21 protein-coding genes and 1 tRNA gene are annotated in these 23,369 nt (G+C 65.7%); 8 read left to right on the forward strand and 14 right to left on the reverse strand.

Features of this window, described 5'->3' with window-relative positions:
• Positions 1–69: 69 nt before the first annotated feature.
• From DC366_RS00235 to DC366_RS00245, 3 genes are all read left to right on the forward strand, one after another.
• Positions 70–975, forward strand: coding sequence for an ABC transporter substrate-binding protein (locus DC366_RS00235; RefSeq protein WP_243405023.1), 906 nt, complete (start codon positions 70–72; stop codon positions 973–975).
• Positions 976–1,172: 197 nt separating this feature from the next.
• Positions 1,173–2,240: an ATP-binding cassette domain-containing protein gene (locus DC366_RS00240; protein WP_108690198.1), complete on the forward strand. Its 1,068-nt coding sequence runs from the start codon at positions 1,173–1,175 to the stop codon at positions 2,238–2,240.
• Positions 2,237–4,303, forward strand: a complete 2,067-nt coding sequence (locus tag DC366_RS00245; protein ID WP_108690199.1) for an ABC transporter permease — start codon at positions 2,237–2,239, stop codon at positions 4,301–4,303. The genes DC366_RS00240 and DC366_RS00245 overlap by 4 nt, the downstream gene beginning before the upstream one ends.
• Positions 4,304–4,306: 3 nt before the next feature.
• On the opposite strand, the gene DC366_RS00250 is transcribed toward DC366_RS00245, so the two are convergent.
• A complete protein-coding gene (locus DC366_RS00250; RefSeq protein ID WP_165802816.1) occupies positions 4,307–4,870 on the reverse strand; it encodes an RNA polymerase sigma factor in 564 nt (187 codons plus the stop codon).
• Between the two features lie 264 nt (positions 4,871–5,134).
• On the opposite strand from DC366_RS00250, the gene DC366_RS00255 reads away from it, so the two are divergent.
• Positions 5,135–5,380 (forward strand): EF-hand domain-containing protein, encoded by a 246-nt coding sequence (locus tag DC366_RS00255; RefSeq protein ID WP_108690201.1) that lies wholly within the window; start codon positions 5,135–5,137, stop codon positions 5,378–5,380.
• A 117-nt stretch (positions 5,381–5,497) separates the two neighbouring features.
• On the opposite strand, the gene DC366_RS00260 is transcribed toward DC366_RS00255, so the two are convergent.
• The 4 genes from DC366_RS00260 to rocF all read right to left on the reverse strand — a co-directional run bounded on the left by DC366_RS00260 (position 5,498) and on the right by rocF (position 9,177).
• Positions 5,498–6,160 carry an FkbM family methyltransferase gene (locus tag DC366_RS00260; RefSeq protein ID WP_108690202.1) on the reverse strand — a complete coding sequence of 221 codons (663 nt, stop codon included), beginning with the start codon at positions 6,158–6,160 and terminating at the stop codon, positions 5,498–5,500.
• A 97-nt stretch (positions 6,161–6,257) separates the two neighbouring features.
• Complete coding sequence (gene ocd / locus DC366_RS00265; protein WP_108690203.1) at positions 6,258–7,313, reverse strand: ornithine cyclodeaminase; 1,056 nt, start codon at positions 7,311–7,313, stop codon at positions 6,258–6,260.
• Positions 7,310–8,221, reverse strand: a complete 912-nt coding sequence (gene ctlX, locus DC366_RS00270; protein ID WP_108690771.1) for a citrulline utilization hydrolase CtlX — start codon at positions 8,219–8,221, stop codon at positions 7,310–7,312. Before ctlX ends, ocd begins: the two co-directional genes overlap by 4 nt.
• Before the next feature lie 26 nt (positions 8,222–8,247).
• Positions 8,248–9,177: an arginase gene (rocF, locus tag DC366_RS00275; protein WP_108690204.1), complete on the reverse strand. Its 930-nt coding sequence runs from the start codon at positions 9,175–9,177 to the stop codon at positions 8,248–8,250.
• 115 nt (positions 9,178–9,292) lie between these two features.
• Here rocF and DC366_RS00280 point away from each other — a divergent pair, with 115 nt between their 5' ends.
• Complete coding sequence (locus DC366_RS00280) at positions 9,293–9,730, forward strand: Lrp/AsnC family transcriptional regulator (RefSeq protein ID WP_108690772.1); 438 nt, start codon at positions 9,293–9,295, stop codon at positions 9,728–9,730.
• 12 nt (positions 9,731–9,742) lie between these two features.
• On the opposite strand, the gene DC366_RS00285 is transcribed toward DC366_RS00280, so the two are convergent.
• Both DC366_RS00285 and DC366_RS00290 read right to left on the reverse strand, forming a co-directional pair.
• Positions 9,743–10,198 (reverse strand): disulfide bond formation protein B, encoded by a 456-nt coding sequence (locus tag DC366_RS00285; RefSeq protein ID WP_108690205.1) that lies wholly within the window; start codon positions 10,196–10,198, stop codon positions 9,743–9,745.
• Entirely contained in the window at positions 10,198–10,776 is a 579-nt protein-coding gene (locus DC366_RS00290; protein ID WP_108690773.1) for a YqaA family protein, read from the reverse strand. The genes DC366_RS00285 and DC366_RS00290 overlap by 1 nt, the downstream gene beginning before the upstream one ends.
• A gap of 182 nt (positions 10,777–10,958) precedes the next feature.
• On the opposite strand from DC366_RS00290, the gene DC366_RS00295 reads away from it, so the two are divergent.
• The 3 genes from DC366_RS00295 (at position 10,959) to DC366_RS00305 (ending at position 14,980) form a co-directional block, all read left to right on the forward strand.
• Positions 10,959–11,042 (forward strand) — tRNA-Leu (locus DC366_RS00295).
• Between the two features lie 235 nt (positions 11,043–11,277).
• Positions 11,278–11,487, forward strand: coding sequence for a DUF6494 family protein (locus DC366_RS00300; protein ID WP_108690206.1), 210 nt, complete (start codon positions 11,278–11,280; stop codon positions 11,485–11,487).
• A gap of 799 nt (positions 11,488–12,286) precedes the next feature.
• Complete coding sequence (locus tag DC366_RS00305; RefSeq protein WP_108690207.1) at positions 12,287–14,980, forward strand: Hint domain-containing protein; 2,694 nt, start codon at positions 12,287–12,289, stop codon at positions 14,978–14,980.
• 138 nt (positions 14,981–15,118) lie between these two features.
• Here the strand turns inward: DC366_RS00305 and DC366_RS00310 are convergent, their stop codons facing one another.
• Genes DC366_RS00310 through lptF form a run of 7 tightly spaced genes read right to left on the reverse strand, consistent with a single transcriptional unit; the run spans position 15,119 to position 23,219 of the window.
• On the reverse strand, positions 15,119–15,697 hold the full coding sequence (locus DC366_RS00310) for a nucleotidyltransferase family protein (protein WP_108690774.1): 579 nt from the start codon (positions 15,695–15,697) through the stop codon (positions 15,119–15,121).
• A gap of 24 nt (positions 15,698–15,721) precedes the next feature.
• Positions 15,722–16,558 (reverse strand): 16S rRNA (adenine(1518)-N(6)/adenine(1519)-N(6))-dimethyltransferase RsmA, encoded by an 837-nt coding sequence (gene rsmA, locus DC366_RS00315; protein ID WP_108690208.1) that lies wholly within the window; start codon positions 16,556–16,558, stop codon positions 15,722–15,724.
• Complete coding sequence (pdxA, locus tag DC366_RS00320; RefSeq protein ID WP_108690209.1) at positions 16,555–17,529, reverse strand: 4-hydroxythreonine-4-phosphate dehydrogenase PdxA; 975 nt, start codon at positions 17,527–17,529, stop codon at positions 16,555–16,557. Before pdxA ends, rsmA begins: the two co-directional genes overlap by 4 nt.
• Entirely contained in the window at positions 17,529–18,839 is a 1,311-nt protein-coding gene (locus tag DC366_RS00325) for a peptidylprolyl isomerase (protein ID WP_243404986.1), read from the reverse strand. The genes pdxA and DC366_RS00325 overlap by 1 nt, the downstream gene beginning before the upstream one ends.
• Before the next feature lie 5 nt (positions 18,840–18,844).
• The gene (locus DC366_RS00330) at positions 18,845–21,016 is read right to left on the reverse strand and encodes an LPS-assembly protein LptD (RefSeq protein WP_108690211.1); all 2,172 of its coding nucleotides are present in this window, start codon (positions 21,014–21,016) and stop codon (positions 18,845–18,847) included.
• Positions 21,013–22,104, reverse strand: a complete 1,092-nt coding sequence (gene lptG, locus DC366_RS00335; RefSeq protein WP_108690212.1) for an LPS export ABC transporter permease LptG — start codon at positions 22,102–22,104, stop codon at positions 21,013–21,015. The genes DC366_RS00330 and lptG overlap by 4 nt, the downstream gene beginning before the upstream one ends.
• The gene (lptF, locus tag DC366_RS00340) at positions 22,101–23,219 is read right to left on the reverse strand and encodes an LPS export ABC transporter permease LptF (RefSeq protein WP_108690213.1); all 1,119 of its coding nucleotides are present in this window, start codon (positions 23,217–23,219) and stop codon (positions 22,101–22,103) included. The genes lptG and lptF overlap by 4 nt, the downstream gene beginning before the upstream one ends.
• Positions 23,220–23,369 lie beyond the last annotated feature (150 nt).

The following is a 23,369-nucleotide window of genomic DNA, read 5'->3' on the forward strand; positions in this document are numbered from 1 at the left end:
GAGATGATGATGAAAACCGTGAAAAGATTTTGGTTTGGTGTCACTGCAACCGCAGCGCTGGCCACCGGCATGGGGCACGCGGCCGAGATGGGCGCTATCGAGACGCCCATCAAGCTGGCGGTGAACGAATGGACCGGCCAGCATGTCACGACGCGGATCGCCGGCGAGATGTTGAAGGCGGCTGGGTACAAGGTGGAATACGTCACCGCCGGCTACATGAACATGTACCAGGCGCTGGGGAATGGCGAGATTGACGCGGCGATGGAAATCTGGTCGTCCAACGTCTCGGATGAATATGGCAAGCAGCTTGCGGCCGGAAAGGTTACCGAGATCGGCGATCTGGGGCTCGAGGCCAAGGAGGGCATCGCCTATCCGGCCCATGTGGCCGAAATCTGCCCGGGCCTGCCGGCCGTCGAGGCGCTGCGCGATTGCGCGGGACAATTCGCCACAGCCGAGACATTGCCCGCCGGCCGCCTGGTGGACTATCCGGCCGATTGGGGCACGCCGGGCGCAGAGCGCATCACCGGTTTCGATCTGCCGTTCAAGGCGGTGCCGGCAGGCTCCGAAGGGGCGCTCATCACCGAATTGCGCGCGTCGACCGAGAAGAAATCGCCGCTGCTCATCACCTTCTGGCAGCCTCATTGGGCGATGTCGGCCTATGACATCAAGTTTGTCGACTTGCCGGTCGGCGAAGAGGCATGTTTCGAGGATCCCGCTTGGGGGAGCAATCCGAACGCGACTCATGATTGCGGTTTCGCGCCCACGCGGGTCTTCAAAGCGACATGGTCCGGCCTTGCGGGCAAGTGGCCCGCCGCTGCCGAAATCCTTGCGAACCTGCAGCTGAGTGTCGAGGAGCAGCAGCCGATGATGGGCGCCGTCGATGTCGATGGCAAATCGGTCGAGGAGACGGTGGACGCCTGGATGCAGGCCAACCCGGACAAGTGGAAACCAGTGGTCGATGCCGCGATCCAATGATCCGGACGTCATTCCGGTGCCTTTCGGGGCACCGGCCGCAGGCCGAATCGCAGCGGGCAAAAGCGTCTGTCACTGCGCCGGATGACGGAAGCCGTCGGTTGCATGCCCGGCCAAATCCATCCACTTTCGGAGGCGGCCCGCCCGCTGTCATCAACACGCCGCGCGCACAGCCGCGCTTTTGATCACCCGGAGATATCATGCCTGAACAAGCATCTGCACAGCAGCCTGCGATCCGCTGCCGCAATGTCTGGCAGGTGTTCGGGCCGGGCGCGCAAGACCATCTCGCGCAGGCGCTGAAACAGACGGGCGGCGATGCGGGGGCCACCGCGCAGGCCTTGCGCGCGCTGGATCTGGTGCCGGCGGTGCAGGATGTCAGCTTCGACGTGAAGCGCGGCGAGATCTTCGTGATCATGGGTTTGTCGGGATCGGGCAAATCGACGCTGGTGCGCTGCATCTCGCGTCTGATCGATGTGACCGCGGGCGAGATCGAGATTGACGGCGAGGATGTACTGGGCGCCGCCAAAACCCGCATGACACAATTGCGCCGCCGCAAACTGGGCATGGTGTTTCAGCATTTTGGCCTGTTTCCGCATATGAGCGCGCTGCAAAATGTCGCTTTTCCCCTGAAGATGCAGGGGCAGGCCCGCGCCGAGCGCCTAGCGCGCGCGCGCGAGGTCATCGAGCTGGTCGGCCTTAAGGGGCGCGAGGATGCGTATCCGCGCGAATTGTCCGGCGGGCAGCGCCAGCGTGTGGGCATCGCGCGCAGCCTCGCCGTCAATCCCGACGTGTGGTTTCTGGACGAGCCGTTCAGCGCGCTTGATCCGCTGATCCGGCGCCAGTTGCAGGATGAGTTCATCGACATTCAGGCGCGCCTGCGCAAATCGATCGTGTTCATCACCCATGACATTGCCGAAGCGCTGAAGATCGCGGACCGGATCGCCATCATGCGCGACGGGCAGATCGTGCAGATCGGCACGCCCAGCCAGATCGTGCTGGAGCCGGTCGACGGCTATGTGCGCGATTTCACCAAGGACGTGGCCAAGGGCCGCCATGCACGCCTGTCTTCGGTGCTGACGCCGCTCGCCCCCGACGCGCCGCCGCCGGCGGATGATCCGGGCCTGCGCGTGGACATGACGTTGGACGAGGCGCTGAGCGCGTGCATGTCGCTCTATGATCCGGTGCCGGTGCATGGCCCGGACGGGCAGATCGTTGGCATGGTCGATCCTGCCGAGCTGGCGCGCGCCGTGCAGGTCGATCCGGTATGAGCGCAGCGCGCGCCACTCCGCAGGGCACGGGCCCGGCGCCGCGGCGCGGCGTCATTGCGGCGCTGGTGGTGCTGGCGGTCGGGGCGCTGTGTCTGGCTCTGGTGCCGCATCTGCCGTGGCTGGGGGGCTTTCCCGACGCGTGGGCGCTGCCCGTCACGCGCTGGGTCGATACCGGGCTGACGTGGTTTCTGGGCCTCATCAAGCCGGGCGCGCGGATGCTGTCGGCGGCGTTGTCCTATCCGATGACATGGGCCAACGTGCTGCTGCTGCACACGCCCTGGCCGCTGCTGGTGGCGCTGGTGACGGCGCTGGGATGGTATGTGGGCGGTCTGCGCCTTGCGCTGCTGGGCTTCGCCGGCTTCAGCTTTGTCGTCGCGTCGGGCTACTGGACCGAGAGCATGAACACCCTGTCGCTCGTTGCGGTATCGGTGCCTCTGGCGCTGTTGCTGGGCGGGGCAACGGGGATATTGGCCAACGAGGTGCCGCGCGTGAAGTCCGCGGTGCAGACGATCATGGACGTGATGCAGACGGTGCCGACCTTTGCCTATCTGACGCCGCTTCTGCTGCTGTTCGGCTTTGGCCCGGTGGTGGGGCTGATCGCGTCGGCGATTTATGCCGCGCCGCCGATGGCGCGCAACGTCATGCTGGGGCTGGAGCGGGTCGAGACCGATATCAAGGAGGCGGCCGTGATGTCCGGCGCAAGCCGTCTGCAACAGCTGTTCCTGATCGAGATCCCGTCGGCGGCCACCCAGATCATGGTGGGTGTCAACCAATCGCTGATGGCGGCGCTCAGCATGGTGATCATCGCGGCGGTGATCGGCGGCTTTGACGACATCGGCTGGGAGGTGCTGCTGACCATGCGCAAGGCGCAGTTCGGCGCGGCGCTGCTGGCGGGGCTGGTGATCGTGGCCTTTGCCATCGTGATCGACCGGATCAGCGCGGGCATGGCCCGCCAGCAGCCGCGCCATTCGCGGCGCATCGCGCTGCTGATCGTGGCCGCGGGGGCGGCGCTTGCCGTTCTGGCGTGGCTCTACCTGCCCGCGGCAGGCCAGATCCAGCTGCTGGTGCCAGCGGCCGAATGGCTCGATGCGCGGCTGACGCAGTTCGTGCGCGCCCAGGGCGCCGCGCTTGATGCGATAAAGAACGGCGCGATGTTCTATGGCCTCTTGCCGCTTCGGATCGGGCTTGACGGGGCCGTGCTGCCCTTCACCTGGGGGTTTCAGTGGACGCCGGGGATGAGCGCGGGGTTCTACGCGGCCGCCGCCGCGATCGGCGCGTTCATCGCGTGGCGGGGCGGGGTGGCCGCCGGGCTGATGGTGCCGATCCTTGCCGGCATCGTCGAGACGGGCATCGCCGAGCTGCCCTGGCCCTTCGTTCTGATCGGGGCGGGGGCCATCGGCTGGGTCGCGGGCGGGCGCAAGCTGGCGCTTTACGCGGTGCTGATGCTGGCGGCGGTGCTGCTGTCGGGCCTCTGGGCCAAGGCGCTGTGGTCGCTCTATTTGTCAGGCGCCGCGGTATTGACCTGCGCGATCCTGGGTGGCGCGATCGGGCTGCTTTGCGCGCTCAGCCCGCTGGCGTGGCGGGTGGTGCAGCCGATCTGCGACATGCTGCAGACCATCCCGCTGTTCGTGTTCCTGATACCGGTGCTGATGTTCTTCCAAATCGGCGAATTCTCGGCCTTTCTTGCGATCATCTTCTACGCCATCGTGCCGATGATCCGCTACACGCGCCATGGCCTGATCAGCGTGCCGCCCGACCTGATCGAGGCGGCGACCTCCTCGGGCGCGACCACGTGGCAGACGATGCGCGAGGTGCGCGCGCCCTATGCCGCGCCGACGATCCTGTTGGGGCTGAACCAGACGATCCTTTATGCCTTTGCGATGCTGGTCATCGCGGCCCTGATCGGCACGACGGGGCTGGGGCAGTCAATCTTCCTCGCGCTGGGGCAGGCGGATGTGGGTCTGGGCGTCACGTCGGGCGCGGCGATGGCGATCCTTGCGCTGGTGGCGGACCGCCTTGTGCAGGGGTTCGCGGCCGAGCGGCGTCGCGCGCTCGGCCTTTGAGGGCTAGAGCAGGCTGGCCACCGGCGCGCCGGGCGCCAGATCCATGTCGCGGCGCAACTGCGCGCGGGCGCGGGCGAGGCGCGACATCACGGTGTTGACGCCGCATCCGATCTGCCGGGCGAGCGCCGCGGGGCTGGTTTCGCCTGACATGACCAGCGTGATCAGCCGCGCCTGATCGGCGGGCAGGCGGCTGATCGCACCGCGCAGATCCGACAGCGCCAGCGTGCCGAAAACTTCGGGATCGACGCTGGGCCCTTCGGCCTCCTCCAGCGGCAGATGCGGCGCGCGGCGCAGGCCCTGACGAAAGAGGTTGCGCAACGTGGCGCGCGCGTAGGCGCGCAGATCGCTGACCTGCGCCACCTCCTCGCGGCGGCGCCACAGGCGCAGAAGCGTCTCTTGCGCCAGATCCTGCGCTTCGGCCTCGCTTCCGGCAAGGCGCCGGGCAAGGCGCATGAGATCGGGGTGAAGCTCGGCCAGCGTTTTGGGCAGGGGCTGCGCGAGGGCCTGCGGCAGCGGCGGCGCGACAGTCTGGATCCGGTCGGCAGTGAGGGACAGGGGTAGATGCATGGAATCGGCCTTTCGGGCTTTCATGGGTCCAAGCGTATGTTGTGTGTCCGCGAGGCGTCCGCAATCGGGGAGTTTTCGCCGACGTGCTTCAAACGCGTTTTTTGCGCGGACCCGCGCCGCTCCGGGATGTGCCAATCGGCAATCTGCCGCCGCTTTGGATGATTAAGTTGTTGGGCCGGGACGCAAATCGCTGCTGCTGCGTCTTGTGAGGTGAAGCGGGCAATGCAGCCCCTTCCTAAAGTAAAAGACTATAGGAGAGACCAAATGACGAAATTCATCGCATCCGTTCTGGGCATGAGCGCACTGGCAGCAACCGCAGCATTCGCCGACATGTCGGCAATCGACACCAACGGTGACGGCCTCGTGACCATGGACGAGATTCAGGCAGCTTACCCCGAAGTGACCGCCGAGCAGTTCAGCGAAATCGACACCAATGGTGACGGCGCCGTGGATGATGCGGAAATGTCCGCAGCTCAGGACGCAGGCCTGCTGCCCGCGACCGAAGGCTAAGTAGCCAAGCGGCCCTGCAACGCATCCGCGCTGCGGGGCCGCCCGGTTTTCCGGCGCTTTAGTTTCTTCTCCAACAGACAACCGATGCGCGGGAAAAGGTGGCCGCGGGGCGGTCCCTCAGGGGGCAGCCTTGCGGCGCCACTCCTCCCAGACGAAGGGATAGGACCACACGCAGTCATGCGTCTGCTCCAGCCGTGTGCGGATCGCGTCCCGCGCGGCGATGAGGTCTTCTGAAAACAGGTGGAACTGCACCTGAATCCGGTTCAGGCGCGTGATGTCGCCGCTATCCATCAGCGCGGGCAGCAGATCGTATTCGCCGCCCTCGATATTGATCTTGACCAGATCGGCCGTCAGCAGATCGTGCTGCGCAAAGAAATCCTGGACCGCCACGATACGCGCCTGGAAACTGCGCTCATGCGCCGCGACGGCGGACGAGCCATCGGCAGCATCAGGCATATCCATCGTCCCGGCGCGCGCGCCCAAGGCAAAATCATGCACATGCACGCGCGCATCCGGCCCGTACTTGTCCTGCAGCTTGGCCGCAAAATCCGGATGCGGCTCAAACATGTGGATCGTCGCGCTGTGGTACTGGGCCAGCACCCGGTCGCTCCATTCGCCAAGATAGCCGCCGAAATCCAGCACCATGGGCGCTTCGGGCAGATCGGGATATTCCTCCAGCCGGGATTGTGCGCCTTCGCTGCTGAACGCCTCGTAGGCGTCATACGCGATCCCCTTCCACGGGTTGCGGCGACGTTCGAAGAATTTCTTGAGCGATGCCACTGGCGTCTCCTGTTCTGCCGGTCCTAGATATCGGCCCGGGCACGCCAAGAAAAGCGAAACCACGCGCGAGCGGCAAGGCGCCGCCCGCGCGGGCCGGTCACTTGGGCGCGGCGCGGCGGACCATGCCGAACAGATCGCGCGGATCGTCCGGGTCGGCCAGCATGTCCAGATCCTGAAAATAATCGGTGCCTTCGATCTGCGCGCGCACATAGCGCAAGGCGCTGAAATCCTCGGTCGCAAAGCCCACCGAATCAAACAGTGTGATCTGCGCGTCCGACGTGCGGCCCCTGGCGGCGCCGGTCATGACCTGCCACAGTTCGGTCACCGGATGATCCGGCGCCATCTGCTGGATCTCGCCCTCGATGCGGGTTTGCGGCGGAAACTCCACGAAGATGTCCGAGCGCTCCAGAATGGCCGGGGCCAGCTCGGTCTTGCCGGGGCAATCGCCGCCGATCGCGTTGATATGCACGCCCGCGCCGACCATGTTGTCGGTCAGGATGGTCGCGTATTGCTTGTCGGCGGTGCAGGTGGTGATGATCTGCGCGCCTTCCATTGCGGCCTCGGCGCTGTCGCATTCGACGACGTTCAGGCCCAGACCGGCAAGGTTTTTCGCCGCCTTGCGCGTTGCGCCCTTGTCGATATCGAACAGCCGCACGGTCTTGATCCCGGCGATGGCCTTCATCGCAAGACTCTGAAATTCGGACTGCGCGCCGTTGCCGATCATCGCCATCGTATCCGCGCCCTTGGGCGCCAGGTATTTGGCCACCAGCGCCGAGGTTGCGGCGGTGCGCAGCGCCGTCAGGATCGTCATTTCGCTCAGCAGAACCGGATAGCCGTTGCCGACATTGGCCAGAAGGCCGAAGGCGGTGACGGTCTGCAATCCTTCGCGCGTGTTCTTGGGATGTCCGTTCACATATTTGAAGCCGTACACCTCGCCGTCCGAGGTCGGCATCAACTCGATCACGCCTTCCTCGGAATGGCTGGCGACGCGCGGCGTCTTGTCGAACAGTTCCCAGCGTTTGAAATCTTCCTCGATATAGTCGGCAAGGCCCGCCAGCATCGGCTCGATCCCGATATGGTGAACCAGTTTCATCATGTTGTCGACGCTGACGAAGGGCACATAGGCCTTGTCGGAGGGGGCGAGATTGCTCATTTCGGGGCCTTTCCAAGGGTGGAATTACGTTTTGCCAGGTGCAGCCCGGCGATCATGCAGCGGACCGAGCCGCCGGCGGCTTCGATGGTCGGAATGTCCAGCGGGATGATGCGCGTGGACCGCTCGATCACCCCGGTCTGGCCTTTGTCCAAGGCGGCAAGCGCGCGCGAGGACATGGCTGTGATCAGACCGGAGGGCGTGCTGAGCTCGATGGCGTTGCCCGCGAATTCGGCGATCTGGTGATGGCTCAGGTCGATCACGTCGCGGCCCGGCTCGGCCAGACGCTCGGCGATCTCGGCGCGGCGGGTGTTGTTCTCGATCACGTCGAGGCTGATCATCGCGAAATGCGTGCCGATCGTCATCACCACATTGGTGTGATAAACCGGCGCGCCATCCTCATCGACGGCATCGAACACCATCGGCTCATAGCCGAAATTGGTGCAGAACCGCTCCAGCAATATCGGATCGGCGCGGTGCGAGCGCGCGACATAGGCGATGCGCCCGATATGGTCGATCACCATCGCGCCGGTCCCCTCCAGCGCCAGACCGTCCTGCTCCAGCCCCGAATAATCGGTGACGACCTGCACGCGGTATTGATCCTTGAGCATGTCGATCACATCGCCGCGCCGCTCGCGGCGGCGCGAGGGCACGAACATCGGGTAGACGGCGACATGCCCGCCCGGATGGGTGGAAAACCAGTTGTTGGGGAACACCGCATCGGGGGTGTCGTCGCGCGTGTCCTGAAACACATGCACCTGCACGCCTTCGGCTTGCAGGCGCGCGACGGCGCCGTCGAATTCGCGCCATGCATTTTCGGCGATCTCGTCCGCGCTGACGGCCGACTGCGACTGAAACCGGTTGTCGGCTGCCGTCTCGGGGTTGGGATGAAAGCGGTTGGGGCGGATCATCACCACGCTGGAGGGGGCCTGAACGGTCACGAATAGGCCCTCGTCGGGCGGTCAAAGACGCGGCGGCCAAGGGCCGAGGCGGCCAGATCCACCATCACCTGCGCGGTGCGTCCGCGATCGTCCAGAAACGGGTTCAGCTCGACCAGATCGAGCGAGGTCATCAGCCCCGCGTCACAGATCATCTCCATCGCCAGATGCGCCTCGCGCATGGTGGCACCGCCCGGAACCGTGGTGCCGACGGCGGGCGCGAAACTCGGGTCGAGGAAATCGACATCGAGCGAGACATGCAGCATCCCGTTGGCCTTGGCCACGTCCTCAAGAAAGGCCGCGAGGGGGCGGGCGATGCCGGTCTCGTCAATGCTGCGCATGTCGTGATAGCGCACGTCGGTCGCCTGCATCGCCTCGCGCTCGTCCGGATCGACCGAGCGCAGGCCCAGAAGGCAGATGTTTTCATGCGGCACCGGCGTCTTCACCTCGGGAAAACCGTGAAAGCCCGGACGCCCGGTGACATAGCCTAAGGGCGCGCCGTGCAGGTTGCCTGACGCCGTGCTTTGCGGCGTGTGATAATCCGTATGCGCATCCAGCCACAGCACGAAGAGCGGCCGGCCCATCGCCGCCGCATGATCCGCCGCACCCAGAACCGAGCCGAGCGCGAGCCCATGATCGCCGCCCAGAAAGATCGGCAGCCCGCGCGGCAGCGCCTCGCCCGCCGCGCGGGCCAGCGCGCGGGTCCAGCCGATCATCTCGGCCGGGGCGTGGACATGCGCGGGCAGGTCCGGGTGCGCCTCGGCCGGATCGGGGCCGATATTGCCGATGTCGATCACGTCATGGCCCAGATCGGCCAGCGCCGGACCGATGCCCGCCACGCGGTAGGCGTCCGGGCCCATCAGGCAACCCTGGCGCTTCTTGCCGCTGTCCATGGGCGCGCCGATCAAGATGCAGGTCTTGGGGGTCATGTCGCTCTCCTTGATATGCTGGGGTGCAATGTGTTGCGCAATGGGGGCGGATGGAAGTGGCCAAATTGCACAAAGAGGAACAAGATTGACCGAAACGGAAGTGGAGACCGGCGAAATGGACGATACCGATCAGGCGTTGATCTCGGCCCTGCGCCATGACGCGCGCGCATCTCTGTCCGATCTTGCGGCGGGCCTTGGTGTGTCGCGCACGACGGTGCGCAGCCGGATCGAGCGTTTGCAGCGCAGCGGCGACATTGTCGGGTTTTCCGTCGTGCTCAAGGGCGATGCGGCGCGCGATCCGGTGCGCGGGTTGATGATGCTGGGGATCGAGGGGCGCGGCACGGACCGGATCCTGCGCCAGCTTGGCGGGCAGAGCGCGGTGCGCGCGACGCACACGACGAACGGGCGCTGGGACATCATCGTGGAGATCGGCGCGCCGACGCTGGAGGAGTTCGATCGCGTCCTCAGCCAGATCCGGCGCATGGACGGCATCGTCAGCAGCGAAACCAGCCTCCTGCTGAGCACGCGCAAATCGGCGGGGCGCGACGGCTGACGGTCCTTCCCGCTAGCGCCGCGCGGCCATGGCCCAGAGCACGGCCAGCCCCAGCGACGCCAGCATGTTCCAACTGGCCATCGACAGGCCCAGCATCTGCCATGCGACCTGGTCGCACATCACCACATCCAGCGGCCCGTCAAGGCGCAGCAGATCACCGCCGCCGCCCCCCGAACAGGAGGTCGGTCCCTGCCACCACTTCCGCTCGACCCCGGTGTGATAGGCGCCGATCGCGGCGGAAATCAGCACTGCCAGCATCCCGAGCCACGGCATGACGCGCCCGTGCGACCAGCGCCCCAGCGCCAGCGCGAACAGCCCGATCAACGCCGCGGCGACATGCGGCCAGCGCTGCCACAAACACATGGGGCAGGGCGCGAGGCCGCCGATATGTTGAAACGCCAGCGCGCCCAGCAACAGTGCCAGGGATCCGAGCGCTGCCAGCGCGATACATGCATTCCGGCCCGGCATCACAGCACCTTTACCAATAGAAATCCGCCGACAAGGCACACGAAAAAGAGCACGAAGACAAGGCCCAGCCGCCGCTCGACAAAGCTGCGGATCGGCGCGCCGAACTTCCACAGCAAACCCGCGACGATGAAAAACCGCAGGCCGCGGGCCAGGATCGACGTCATGATGAACGTGCTCAGCGCCATGCCGGTCCAGCCCGACATGATGGTGATCACCTTGTAGGGAAAAGGCGTGACCCCCGCCGCGAGCACGGCCCAGAAGCCGAGATCGTTGAACCTTGTGTTGAACTCCGACATTGCATCGGCCTTGCCCAGCGATTCCAGGATGGGCCGGCCCAGTTGCTCGAACGCGAGCGCGCCGATGGCATAACCCGCCAGCCCGCCGAGCACCGAGGCCAGCATCGCCAGCCCGGCAATCGCCCAGGCCCGGTGCGGGCGCGCCAGGATCATCGGGATCATCAACACGTCCGGCGGGATCGGGAACACCGAGCTTTCGATAAATGCGACAAGCGCCAGCATCCACATCGCATGCGGATGTTCGGCCATGGCTATCGTGCGGTCATAGAGGCGTCGTATCATCGGCGGTGCGCGTGTCCCAAGGGTGACGCGGTCCAGACCACGCGCAGGCCGGGCGGTCAAGCCCCGCCGCCGACCTCGTGCTGCGAAAACGGGCATCAGGGCATAGCCGACAAAAACCGCCGCGCCCATGTGCGCCGGGGCTGGACGGGCACGGGGCCATTCGCTAAACAGGCGCGCAGTGTGCCCAAGTGGCGGAATGGTAGACGCAGGGGATTCAAAATCCCCCGCCGCAAGGCGTGCCGGTTCGAGTCCGGCCTTGGGTACCACCCCGATTATGCAGGGGTTTTCCGCAAATTGCCGTGTCTTCTGGCTCGCGCCGCCGAAGGCGCGCGACACCTGCCTTTCAAATCGCGGCACGCGCCTGACGGCAAAAAGCCGACTTGGTCTATTGTTCATCCAAGGCGTCCCGGCCTAAGCTGTCGCGACGGACGGTGTTCGCCGAAGCGGTAGGACGGCGATGCGCTGCGGCCCGTGGCACGATTACAGGTAGGGAAAAGACTCATGGCTGATGACGATTTCAACATGTCGATGCGCAAGTTCCTCAAGCGGGTCGGCGTGACGTCGCAACAACAGATCGAAGAGGCGGTGCGCGCGGCCCGCGACGCCGGAACGCTGCCCGCGGGGGCGTTGAAGGCCGAGGTGGTGCTGAAGGTCGAGGGCATCGACCTGACCCATCGGATCGAGGGCGAGATCAGCCAGCCGGACGACTAGCGCAGCGCGGCGCGGCCGGGCCACGTCTGATGGCTCTTTCGTGTCGGCTGCGCGCTTTTATCCATGGGTTATGAGGAACGCTTTGCGCCGCGGCTTTGTCGCGGCGCAGACTGCGTTCGGACAGGCTGCGGACGGCGTCCAGCGCAGCAGTTTGATTCGGGCGCGCGGTTTCTAAAATCGCGTCAAATCTGCGAGAGCGGGCCGATTGGATGCTATTCGGCAACAGATCATTTGCCTTTGTTACACCATAGTTAACCGCCTTTCCTGGGACCCCCGGCGCAGCCCGCGCGAATGGTGGGTTCGGCCGGCGCCACTCTGATCTGATGTAAAAACCTCGATATTTCACTGAATATTCAGCGCGCCGGATTGGTTGGGATTCGCGTAAAATTGATAGTGGTCCTATTAAGAATAACGGCAGAAATGGGGCAGGTGGCGGCATCATTGGTCTCATTCGAAACGCCTTTGGCACAAATTTCACTTTGTCCGCCCTTGCAGGTCACGTAAAAGACATTTGCCCACTGGGGGGCAAATGTCTGTGGTCACGGGGGCGGCCGCACGAGCCGCGTATCTTACGGGTACGGGAGACGTGTGATCGCCGTGTTGCGCCTGCAATACGTGCTTAACGCGATAAGGCAGGTCCATCCTGCCGGGCGGTAGCGTGTTCAAGCGCCTGCCATTTCTCCCTCCGGTTATATGCAAGGTTCGTGCTGGCTGCGTCTTGACCGGCGCTTGCCCTGCGTCGAGTTGAAGTCACGCATTGCGCGGTGTGCCGGAAACGGCTGTTTACGAGGAGAATGTTATGGGTATCGATAGAACGGACATCGGTCGGGGCGTTGTGGACGGAACCGAGGGTGACGACAAGATTGACGCCGCCTATACCGGCGATCCGCAGGGCGACGTCATCGACGGCGGGGATGCCATTCTTCAGGGCCAATCGGGCGACGATGATATCGTGAATGCGGGCGGCGGCGACGATGTCGTCGATGCGGGCGCGGGCGATGACGAAGTCTTCGGCGGCGCGGGCGACGATGAACTGCACGGCGGCGACGGCAACGATCTGCTGCTCGGCGACCGGGACATCACCGACAATATCCCGGCGCGCGAAGTGCTCCAGTGGGACCAGGCACCGGATCCGGACGGCTGGGATTGCACCCCCGGCATCGATGATGGCGACCGGCTGAGCACGTTCACGCAGAATACCGGCAATGTCGATGTCAGCTTCTCCAGCAGCTCGGTGCGCGGCAGCACCCGGTTCGAGTCGAATTACCATCTGGTCGATGACGTCGTCACCGGCGGCGCGAAGGCAAATCCCAACAGCTCGCTCGGCAATGTGCTGAATGGGAAGGGCGCCAGCTCGACCTACACGCTTGATTTCTCGAAAGCGGTGGAAAACGTGTCCTTCCGCGTGAATGACATCGACGGTGACGGCATCGTCAAGATCACCGCGCTGGACGCGGAGGGCAATCCGATCACCGTCAACCTGACGGGCGGCTGCAAGGTCAAGCTGAAAGATACCGACGCCGTCGCAGGCAACGACACCGTCGACAGCAGGGGCGGCTATGGAAGCGATACCAACCCGGATTATTCGGTGCTGGTGGACATCCCCGGCCCGGTCTCGCAGATCCAGATCGTGCACAGCCAGGACGGGCCGCGCACATCGGGCATCAAGGTGACGGATGTCTATTATGACACCTATCCCACGGTGGCCGAAGGCAATGACACCCTTTTTGGCGGCGATGGCGATGACACATTGCTGGGCGAGGGCGGCGCGGACGTCCTGACCGGCGGCGACGGCGCTGACCAGATTTCAGGCGGCGACGGCGCCGACACGATCATCGGCGGCACCGCGGGCGATGTGGTCGATGGCGGATCGGGCGGGGACGATAACGATACGTTGGACCTGTCCGGCAGCGGCCCGTTGCGGGTCGTCGACCAGACCGAGGATCCCGACGGCAACTCGACCAGCGGCACGGTCGAATTTCTGGACAATCACGGGGCCGTCACCGGCTCCATGACCTTTACCGAGATCGAGACGCTGATCCTGCCCGACCCGAACGAGGCGCCCGTCACCACCGCGGACACGGCCACGACCGAGCAGGGCGAGGCGGTGGATATCGCCGTTCTGGCCAATGACAGCGATCCCGAAGGCGACCCGCTGACCGTGACCGGCGCCACCGATGGCGCCAACGGCACGACGACGGTCAATCCCGACGGAACGGTCAAATACACACCCACCGGCGCGTTCGTTGGCGAGGACACGTTCACCTACACCGTCACGGACGGCAACGGCAACGAGGTGACAGAAAACGTCACGGTCACGGTGACGACCTCGCCATCCGGCCGCGATGGGATCGTGTCGGGCACCGATGGCGACGATCTGATCGATCTGGACTATGTCGGCGATCCCGATGGCGACCGGATCGACGCCAATGACGCGATCCTGCCGGGCGAGGCCCCGAATGACGATATCGTCGTCGCGGGGCCCGGCGATGATACCGTGTTCTCGATGGAGGGCGACGACAAGGTCGATGGCGGCGCCGGAGACGACTATATCGACGGCGGCACGGGCAATGATCTGCTGGAGGGCGGCGTCGGCGACGACACGATCTATGGCGGCGACGGTGACGATGTCATCTCGGGCGGCCTCGGCGCCGACACGCTTCTGGGCGGCGCGGGACGCGATACCTTCGTTGTCGGCTCGGCCGACGAAGGCTTTGGCGATCTTGTCGATGGCGGCTCTGCGGGCGATGATTTCGACCGGCTGGATCTGAGCAATGTCGGCCGTTTCGAGATTGTCGACCAGACCGAAGATCCCGATGGCAACTCGACCAGCGGCACCGTCAATTTCCTGGACGAGGATGGTGCCGTCACCGGCAGCATGACCTTCCGCGAGATCGAGCAGATCATCCCCTGCTTTACGCCGGGAACCGTGATTGCAACGCCCCGTGGCGAGCGTCTGGTCGAAGAGCTGCAGATCGGCGACCGGATCATTACCCGCGACAACGGGTTGCAGGAAATCCGCTGGATCGGCCGCCGCGATCTGGTCGGCGCCGAGCTGTTGCAGGCGCCGCATCTGCGGCCGGTGCTGATCCGCGCCGGGAGCCTCGGGCGCGGTTTGCCCGAGCATGATCTGCTGGTCAGCCCCAATCACCGCGTGCTGATGAACAACGAAAAAACGGCTCTCTATTTCGAGGATCGCGAAGTGCTGGCCGCGGCCAAGCACCTGACCGATCTGGCAGGTGTGGACGCGGTGGACACAAGCGCCGTCAGCTACATCCACTTCATGTTCGATCAGCATGAGGTGGTCCTGTCCAACGGCGCCTGGACCGAAAGCTTCCAGCCCGGCGAGCAGACCTTGGGTGACATGGGCTCGGCGCAGCGCGACGAGATCTACGCGCTCTTTCCCGAATTGCGCGACGCACCGGGGATCGAGGCCTATCAGGCCGCGCGCCGGTCGCTGAAGCGGCACGAAACGCGGTTGCTGACGAAGTAACCCTGTTGCAACTGGCGGTGCGCGTGAAAACGGGCTCTGCGGTTCCAAGGCATCAACAATCCCGGTCATTGGCCGGGATTGTTGCGTTCTGAGTTGGCGCTTGAAGAGATCGATCGCCATGGGGTCACTGAGCGGCGTTCATGTCTCTTTCTTGCGCCCGGCGCGCCAATGCACCCAGTCTTCCGGCGTATCCAGATCGGTGATCGCCCTGCGGCCCGGCAGCGGAACGGGCGTGAAGCCCTCCTGCCGGATGAGCGGCCCGGCGCCCGCATCGCCCGTGAGGCGCGTCAAAGCGTCAAAATATCTGCGTGGAAAAACAGTGGGATGGCCGGGTCTGCCGTCCTGAGATGTGGCGCGCAGGATCGCGTCCGGCGCCGCCAGATTGGCGGCGATCATGGCATGCATGTCGGACGTGTCGATATCGGGCAGATCGGGCAGGACCACCATCAGCGCCGTGACATCATCCGGCAGCGCTGCGGTGCCCGCGCGGATGGAGGCGGAAAGGCCCTGCTCGGGCTCGGCCACCGCAACAAGCGCGACATCCAGTCCGGTCAATGCGGCGATGCGCGCGGGCCTGTCACCGCGGGTCGTGACATAGACCGGCGCGCCGGTGCGCGCGGCGCGCTCGGCCTGACGCGCCAGAAGCGGCACGCCGTCCACCAGCTCCATCAGCTTGTCCCGCCCGCCCATGCGCGAAGACGCGCCGGCGGCGGGCATCAGGATGGCCAGCACCGGCGCGGCTCAGGCTTCGAGCGTGCGCGCGAGGGCGCAAAACTGCTCGAGGCCCACGGTTTCGGCGCGGTCGGTGGGCTGAATGCCCGACGCGATCAGCCTGTCCTCGATATCGGGGGCCAGACCCTTGAGCGCGGCGCGCAGCATCTTGCGGCGCTGGTTGAACGCCATGGCAACGGTGCGCTCCAACAGCTTCGGCTGCGCGGGATAGCGCGGCGCGGGCAGGGCGGTCAGATGCACCACGGCGCTGGAGACTTTCGGCGGGGGCGAGAATGCCTCGGGCGGCAGGGTCATCACGATCCGCGCCTCGCTGCGCCACTGGGCCAGAAGGGCCAGACGGCCATACGCCTTGGAGCCGGGCACCGCGACGATCCGCTCGGCCACTTCGCGCTGGAACATCAGCGTCAGCGATTGCCAGAAGGGCGGCCAGACATCCGGCGTCAGCCAACGCACCAGCAATTCGGTGCCAACATTATAAGGCAGATTGGCCGCCACGCGGATCGGCGGCGTCAGGTGCCGGAGCGGGTCGATCTTCAGCGCGTCGCCCTCCATGACGGTCAGGCGGCCGGGATAGGCATCGGCGATCTGCGCCAGCGCGGGCAGGCAGCGGGGATCCTTTTCGATCGCCAGCACATGGCGCGCGCCCTCGGCCAGCAACCCGCGCGTCAGCCCGCCGGGGCCGGGGCCGATTTCCAGCACGTCGCTGCTGCTCAGGTCGCCGGCCTGCCGCGCGATCTTGGCCGTCAGGTTCAGATCCAGCAGGAAATTCTGGCCCAGCGATTTGCGCGCGCTCAGATCATGCTCGGCGATGACGGCACGCAAGGGCGGGAGCGTATCGATGCTCATGCGCGCCGCGCCGCGCCCATGCGCGCGGCCATCTTCAGCGCCTCGATCAGCGATGTGGGATTTGCCATGCCGCGCCCTGCGATGTCGAGCGCGGTGCCATGATCGGGCGAGGTGCGCACGATGGGCAGGCCCAGCGTCACGTTCACGCCCCGGTCGAAATCGAGCGTCTTGATCGGGATGAGGGCCTGATCGTGATACATGCAGATGGCGGCGTCATAGCCTGCGCGGGCGCCGGGATGAAACATCGTGTCCGCCGAGAGCGGCCCGATCAGGTTCAGCCTCTCGGCGCGTAGCGTGTCCAGAACGGGCGCAATCAGGTCCAGCTCCTCGCGGCCCATCTTGCCGCCCTCGCCGGCATGGGGGTTGAGGCCGGCGACGGCAAGGCGCGGCGCGGCCAGCCCGAAATCGCGGATAAGGCCCGCGTGCGTGATGCGGATCGTGTCGGTCAACAACTCCGCCGTCAGCGCGGCGGGCACATCGCGCAAGGGCAGATGAATCGTGGTGGGCACCACGCGCAATTGATCACTGGCCAGCATCATCACGACGCGGTCCGTGCCGGTCAGCGCGGCCAGGTATTCGGTGTGGCCGGGATGGGCAAAGCCGGCGCCGTCCTGCAATGCCTTCTTGTGAATGGGCGCGGTGCAGAGCGCGCCCGCCGCGCCAGACCGGGCCAGCGCGACACCGCGGGCGATGGCGTCGATGACGCCTTGGGCATGGGCGGGATTCGGCCTGCCGGGGGTGAGGGGGCCGGGCATGGCGTGGGCCAGCACGGGCAATCCTGCCGCGCCGATGGCCTGCTCGGGCTGGTCAATGAGCGTGACCGGGCAGCCCGCTGGCAGATGCGCGGGATCGCCGATCCAGAAGAAGGGCAGGGACGCCCCCAGCGCCTGCCACGCCTTTTGCGCCAGCTCGGGGCCGATGCCGGACGGCTCCCCGCAGCTGAGCGCGATGGGGGGCAGGGGCGCTTGCATCAGTATTCGATGATCCGCGCCTCGGAGCGGAGCTGCTCAAGATAGCCGTTGGCGAAGGATTCCAGCCGCCGATTGGCGATCTGCGCCGAAAGCTGGGCGGTCTCGTCGGGCGCGGCGGCCGCGCCCTCGGCAGGAGCGGCGTCGATGGCGGTGCCGTCCGCGGGCGCCTCCGGCGTCTCCGCGGTGATTGTCTGGCTGCGACCGCACATCATCAGCAGGACCAGTGTCTGGCCACCCGCGCGCGTCACATCATAGGACACCTCGCCCGGATCGAGCCGCGACAGCGAAATGGCGATATCGTCAGGGATCTCGCCGGGCGCCTTCGTGCCGCGCTCCAGCACGCTTTCGGGCTGGCCCTTGGCGATGCCATACAGATCGTCGCAGGTGTCGGTCTGCGCGTCGATCTGCGCCGCGCGGGCGATCGCATCGGCGCTGCGCCCGCCGGGAATGTAATAGGCGGCGTATTCGATCGCCGCATAATCGGGCGTGGCGACATCGGTTTCCTGAATGTCGCGCATCTGGAACAGCGCCACGGCGCCCTGAAGCGGCAGGGGATCCGTCACCTCGCCGGGCGCAAGGCCCAGAACGAGCGGGCGCAGCACCGGCGGAAGCTGCGTGATCGGCTGCCACGGCAGCTGGCCGCCCGCATCGCGCGTCCGCGTCGCCGACACCTGCCGCGCCTGCGCCGAGAAGGCGGCGGTCGAGGTCAGCTCGGAGATCCGGCGCGCGCGGGCCATCGCGGCCTCTTCGCCCTCGACCTCGAAGGGGATGATGATCTCGGACAGCAGGACGCGCACGCCGGTGCCGTCGGTGATGGCCGCGCGGGCGCGCTCCAGATCCTCTTCGCTGACGGACACGCGCGGGCCGAACCGGGCCTGCGTCACCTCGCGCCAGATCAGACCGGAGCGCACGAATTCGCGGAACGTCTCCTCGGACACGCCGCCGCGCGCCAGAAGCGCCAGCAGCTGATCGGCGTCCAGACTGCCCTGTGCGGCGAATTGCTCCATCCCGGCGCGCAGCTGGGCGTCGTCTATGCTGACGCCGGTGGCGATCGCGGCCTCGGCCTTGAGCCGGTCCTCGATCAATTGCTGGCGCGCCAGTTTGGCCGGATCGGCGGGTGCACGCAGCAGCGTAAGCAGCTTGGCGCGCTGGTCCAGCTCATAGCGCGTGACGGCCGCGCCGTTGACCTTGATCACCGGATCGAACAGGCCCTGCGCCGCCGCCATGTTCGGCGCCGAGGCGGTCACGCCCGCCAGCGGCAGGAAAAGGGCCAGGGCAAGGCCCCGCAGGATGGGTTTGGCATGGATCATTGAGGTCATTTCTTGCATTCCCGAACATAGCTTTTGTCCTCGGTGCGCGCGCTGAAGCCACGCAGGCCGACGGTAAGCGATATGTCCGTCGACGGCTCGAGGATAGTGGAAGAGGTGAAGCGGCGCGAGGCCGAAAGCGAAACATCGACACATTCATTGGTATAGGTCACGCCCACGCCGGCCCGGACGCTGCGATCGCTTGCTACGTCATAGCGCCATTCGGCATTGCCTGTCCAATGGCGTGACAAACGGTAGGATCCGTCGAAGGCCCATTCCGAGATCTCGGAGGGCCGTTCCTCCTGCGGATCCTCGCGCAGCCAGATATAGGTGGCGCCAAGGTCCACGACCGCATTGCGCCAACCGGCGCGGGCCTCGGCCTTGGTGGTGTCGAACGCGCCGTCCAGCAGGCCCCGCGCGGTCAGGCTAAGCCCGTTCCGCGTCAGGATCTGCCCGGCGAGCAGGACGTCCGACGTGCTGCCGCGCAATCCGGAGGACTGAGAGAAGCTCTGACCGCCGTCCCAATCGCGCTGGGTGCGCTCGCGGGCGATCTGCCCGACCACGAAGGTGCTGCGCAGCCCGGCCGGCGCAAAGCGCGACCAGCTGAGCCCGTAGGCGGCGTTCGCCCCCCGCTCGCGGCGGTCGGCGGCGGCAAAGCGCGATATCGACAGCAGGTTGCCTTCGTCGAATTCGGTGCGCGTGCTTTCGTCATCGGGGATGTTGCGCGTCTCGCCGCCGACCCAGGCCAGCTGAAGCATCGGCTCGATCAGGTGGGTCACGCCGCGCGACGTTGTCTTGGCCAGCGGATAGCGCAGCGTCAGCGCGGTGCTGGGGGTGACGTCGCTCAGGCTGCTGCGCGACGTGGTGCCCGCGTCGTTCACGCGAATATGGTCAAACGCCAGCCCCGTCTGCAGACCTGCGCGCAGCCCGCCGAGCAGCGTCCATGTGCGCATCCAATCGGCGCTGGTCGTGATGCGCGTGACGTCGCGCCCGTCCGAGAAACGGTCGAAATCGGTCAGGTCGGTGTCGGTGATCTCCGATGACCAGCGATAATGGCTGTGCGCCTCCGCCGCCAGGCGCAGCTCGCCGCCCAGGCGGGTGGGAAAATACCGCTTCTCATAATCGAAATTGGCCACGCTGGACGGCAATGTCGAGCTGTCCTCGTCGGGGCGCAGGGTATGAAAATAGGTCAGCGCCGCGCGCCGCCACTCATCGCGGCGCACCCGCTCGACCGAAATCTCGCTTTGGAGGCGGTCTTTGTCGGAATAGTTGTAATCGACCAGATAGGCGTCATCCTTGACCGCCTCGATGTTGAAGCGCAGGACGTAATCCTGCGGCAGCGCAAAGACGCCGCGGCCAAAGACATAGGCCCGGTTGTCCCGGCGCACCAGGTCATCGCGGCTGAACGCGCCCTCGAACTCGATCCCGCCGCTGGCGAAAGACTGGCGATAGCGGAATTCCAGCGTTCGGGTCATGTCCGAGTAATAGGGCGTCAGCGTCAGATCCTTGTCATCGCCGATAGCGATGAAATAGGGCACCTTTATGCCGAACCCCAGCAGGCTGGAGTTATAGAGCGAGGGCGCAAGGAATCCCGTCGCGCGCGTCACCGTGGGATCGGGCAGGCGCAGGCGCGGGAAATAGGCGATGGGCAGGGGGCCCACCCGGAACTGCGCCCCGTCGATATAAAGCTGCCGGGTCTCGGCGTCATGGATCACCCTGCGCGCCCGGATCTGCCACAGCGGCGTCTTGCCGTCAGCGCAGACGCGGCAGGACGTGACGGCGGCCTTGTAGAGCTGCGAATACCGCCCGTCCTTGCGGTTCACCTGCGTGGCGGCCAGTTGCAGCTGATCGTCCATGACGACGCGCGCGCCGCTGAGGATGCCGTTGCGCAGATCGCGGTCCAGCTCGGCGGCATCGGCCAGCACGGTGGTATAGTCGCCGTCGAACAAGGTGATCGGCCCGGTAATCTCCAGCCGGTCGATCGCCTTGTCATAGGTGATGCGCTGCGCCTTCAGGCGCTGTCCGTCATGCACCGCCTCGACATTGCCGGTCGCGATCAGGGTGCCGCCGCCCTCGATCAGCACGTCGTCGGCAATCAGCAGCGCGCCGCCATCCTGTGCCAGCGCCATGGCGGGCAGGAGGGCAAGCAGCGACAGCAGGGATCGAAACGGGCGGATCATCCATCCTCCATATGCAGCATGATGCCGAACGCAAGCATCAATGAGGCAACAGGCGGCGCCCACGCGGCCAGAATGACCGGTATCTGCCCGTTCTCGCCCAGAACCTGCGCGAAATTGCGGACGTAATGCAGCGAAAAGCCCAGCATGATCGCCACCAGCACCGATATGCCGGTATTGGTGGTGCGCACATGGCGCATGGTAAAGGCGGCGGCGACCATCACCAGCGCCATCAGGAAGATCGGCTGCGCCAGCTCCATCTGGAACCACACGGCATAGCGGCGCGCCGAAAACCCGGCCTGCTCAAGCTGGTCGATGAAGTCGGGCAGATCCCAGATCGCGATATATTCAGGCTTGCCGAAACTGTCGACGATGCCGTCCCGCGTCAGGGCCGACGGGACCGTAAAGCGATCCATGCGCTGCGCGCCCGCTTCGGGGTTCACGTCGCCCGACAGCTCCCACAGCTTGACGCCCTCCAGCAGCCATTCGCCCGTCCCCAGCGTCGCGCGCTCTGCCGCGATGCGGCGCACTGGCTCGCCCTGGCGCGAGAAGCCGATGAAGGTGGCATCGAACAGTGTGCTGACATCGGCGCTGGCCGAGACGGCATGGATCACCGTCTGCCCCTCGGCGCTGCCCTGCCGCAGCCACAGACCCTCGGAGGACAGCGCAAGGATGCTGGCGCCATTGCCGCTATAGCTGGCGACCAGATCGTGATAGCGTTTGGAGGACGCGGCGACGACGGGATTGAGGATCGCGATCGACACGAGGCCCACCAGCGCCGCCACCACCAGCGGCGCCAGCGCGCCGCGAAACCCCGACAGGCCCGATGCGCGCACCACCACCATCTCGGACGAGCGGGCCAGCCGCACGAACAGTGCGACCGACGCGAGGATCATCACCAGCGGCAGGATCTCGTAATTGGCATGCGGCAGGTTCAGCAGCACGATTTCCGCCACGCTCCAGACCGGCAGGTCCGGAAAATCCTGCAGCTCGTCGACCATGTCGATCAGCCCCAGGATGATGATGAAGATGACGGTGATCCCCAGATAGGTCCACAGGAACTTGCGCGCGAAATAAAGGTGCAGCGTCACGATAGCGCCTCCGCCCGGTCGCGCCTGCGCAAGCGGCGCAAGAGGCCCGGATGCGCCGCCGCATACAGCAGGCCGGCAGACAGCAGGAGCCCCACGGCACTGGGCAGGTAAAGCAGCGGCCACATCATCGGCGCGTCCAGAACCGGGCCGGCCACCGCGCTTTCGATCAGTTTGACGCCGATCAGCAGCACGAAGGCGGTGATGATCTGTCGCCAGACGCCAAAGCGGCTGTAGCCGCCCAGAAGCAGCGTGGCAAAGCCGACCAGCGCGGCGACGATGCACAGGATCGCCTGCGCAAAGCGCGAATGCAGCGTCGTCAGCGCCGCGCCCAGCGTCACGCCCGTCCGTTCGGCCACGGCGGCCGGATCGCGCAGCAGATCCGGCGTCGATGCAAACGCGATCCGGTCCAGATTGAGCGCGTTTTGCGCCACCAGACGGCTGATGTCATAGGAAAAATCGTCAAAATGCGTGGTAAAGAGCCGCTGGCCGTCCGCCGCCACGTTCTGCGCCAGCCCGTTCAGCATGACCAGCTTGGTGCTGCCGCCCTCCTGCACCAGATACGCCTTGGAGGAGGTGTAGGTCGTCGGACCGTCGCCCCGACGGCGATCGGACAGGAACACGTTGCGCAGCTCGCCCTGCGGCGTGATCTGGCGGATGTAGAAGGTGACGCCGGAGGCGGGATGCAGGAATTCGCCCTCCGTCAGCAGCTTGGCGGTGATGTTGCCGGACACTTCGGAGCGGCGCTGCTCCAGCTGTTTCAGGCTGAGCGGGATCAGCACATGCAGCAATAGCGACATCATCAGCGCCACGATCACCCCGTAATAAAGGACGGGCCGCGCCAGCCGCCAGGGGCTGAATCCGGTGGCCTGCATCACGGTCAGCTCGCTTTCCGTCGACAGACGGTTGGTCACGTAAACCGATCCGGCAAAGGCCGCGATCGGCAGCACGAGGCCGATCACGCCGGGCAGGGTGAGCGCGGTGAATTCGATGACGATCCAGGATGACTGGCCGTCGCTGATCAGGCGGTCGAACATGCGCACCGCCTTGTTGATCCAGAAGATCGACACCAGCACCAGCGCGAAGAATCCGAACAGCACCATGAATTGCGACAGCATATATCTGTCGAATCTGGCCACTCCATTCCCCCTGACACGCAATATCTGGTGGCACGCTATCGCAATTGGGCGGGCGGTAAAACTGCAAATCCGCGCCTGCGCGCGACTTGGGCGGCGCGCTGCCATTGCACTTGGCCGCAAAATGGGCAG

Source organism: Pelagivirga sediminicola (genome assembly GCF_003072125.1).
GTDB lineage: Bacteria > Pseudomonadota > Alphaproteobacteria > Rhodobacterales > Rhodobacteraceae > Roseovarius > Roseovarius sediminicola.

Coding starts and splice junctions, on each gene's coding strand:
- DC366_RS00235 (WP_243405023.1), top strand. CDS start 70: ATGGGGCACGCGGCCGAGATGGGCGCTATCGAGACGCCCATCAAGCTG.
- DC366_RS00240 (WP_108690198.1), top strand. CDS start 1,173: ATGCCTGAACAAGCATCTGCACAGCAGCCTGCGATCCGCTGCCGCAAT.
- DC366_RS00245 (WP_108690199.1), top strand. CDS start 2,237: ATGAGCGCAGCGCGCGCCACTCCGCAGGGCACGGGCCCGGCGCCGCGG.
- DC366_RS00250 (WP_165802816.1), bottom strand. CDS start 4,870: ATGCATCTACCCCTGTCCCTCACTGCCGACCGGATCCAGACTGTCGCG.
- DC366_RS00255 (WP_108690201.1), top strand. CDS start 5,135: ATGACGAAATTCATCGCATCCGTTCTGGGCATGAGCGCACTGGCAGCA.
- ocd (WP_108690203.1), bottom strand. CDS start 7,313: ATGAGCAATCTCGCCCCCTCCGACAAGGCCTATGTGCCCTTCGTCAGC.
- ctlX (WP_108690771.1), bottom strand. CDS start 8,221: ATGATCCGCCCCAACCGCTTTCATCCCAACCCCGAGACGGCAGCCGAC.
- rocF (WP_108690204.1), bottom strand. CDS start 9,177: ATGACCCCCAAGACCTGCATCTTGATCGGCGCGCCCATGGACAGCGGC.
- DC366_RS00280 (WP_108690772.1), top strand. CDS start 9,293: ATGGACGATACCGATCAGGCGTTGATCTCGGCCCTGCGCCATGACGCG.
- DC366_RS00285 (WP_108690205.1), bottom strand. CDS start 10,198: ATGCCGGGCCGGAATGCATGTATCGCGCTGGCAGCGCTCGGATCCCTG.
- DC366_RS00290 (WP_108690773.1), bottom strand. CDS start 10,776: ATGATACGACGCCTCTATGACCGCACGATAGCCATGGCCGAACATCCG.
- DC366_RS00300 (WP_108690206.1), top strand. CDS start 11,278: ATGGCTGATGACGATTTCAACATGTCGATGCGCAAGTTCCTCAAGCGG.
- DC366_RS00305 (WP_108690207.1), top strand. CDS start 12,287: ATGGGTATCGATAGAACGGACATCGGTCGGGGCGTTGTGGACGGAACC.
- DC366_RS00310 (WP_108690774.1), bottom strand. CDS start 15,697: ATGCCCGCCGCCGGCGCGTCTTCGCGCATGGGCGGGCGGGACAAGCTG.
- rsmA (WP_108690208.1), bottom strand. CDS start 16,558: ATGAGCATCGATACGCTCCCGCCCTTGCGTGCCGTCATCGCCGAGCAT.
- pdxA (WP_108690209.1), bottom strand. CDS start 17,529: ATGCAAGCGCCCCTGCCCCCCATCGCGCTCAGCTGCGGGGAGCCGTCC.
- DC366_RS00325 (WP_243404986.1), bottom strand. CDS start 18,839: ATGATCCATGCCAAACCCATCCTGCGGGGCCTTGCCCTGGCCCTTTTC.
- DC366_RS00330 (WP_108690211.1), bottom strand. CDS start 21,016: ATGATCCGCCCGTTTCGATCCCTGCTGTCGCTGCTTGCCCTCCTGCCC.
- lptF (WP_108690213.1), bottom strand. CDS start 23,219: ATGCTGTCGCAATTCATGGTGCTGTTCGGATTCTTCGCGCTGGTGCTG.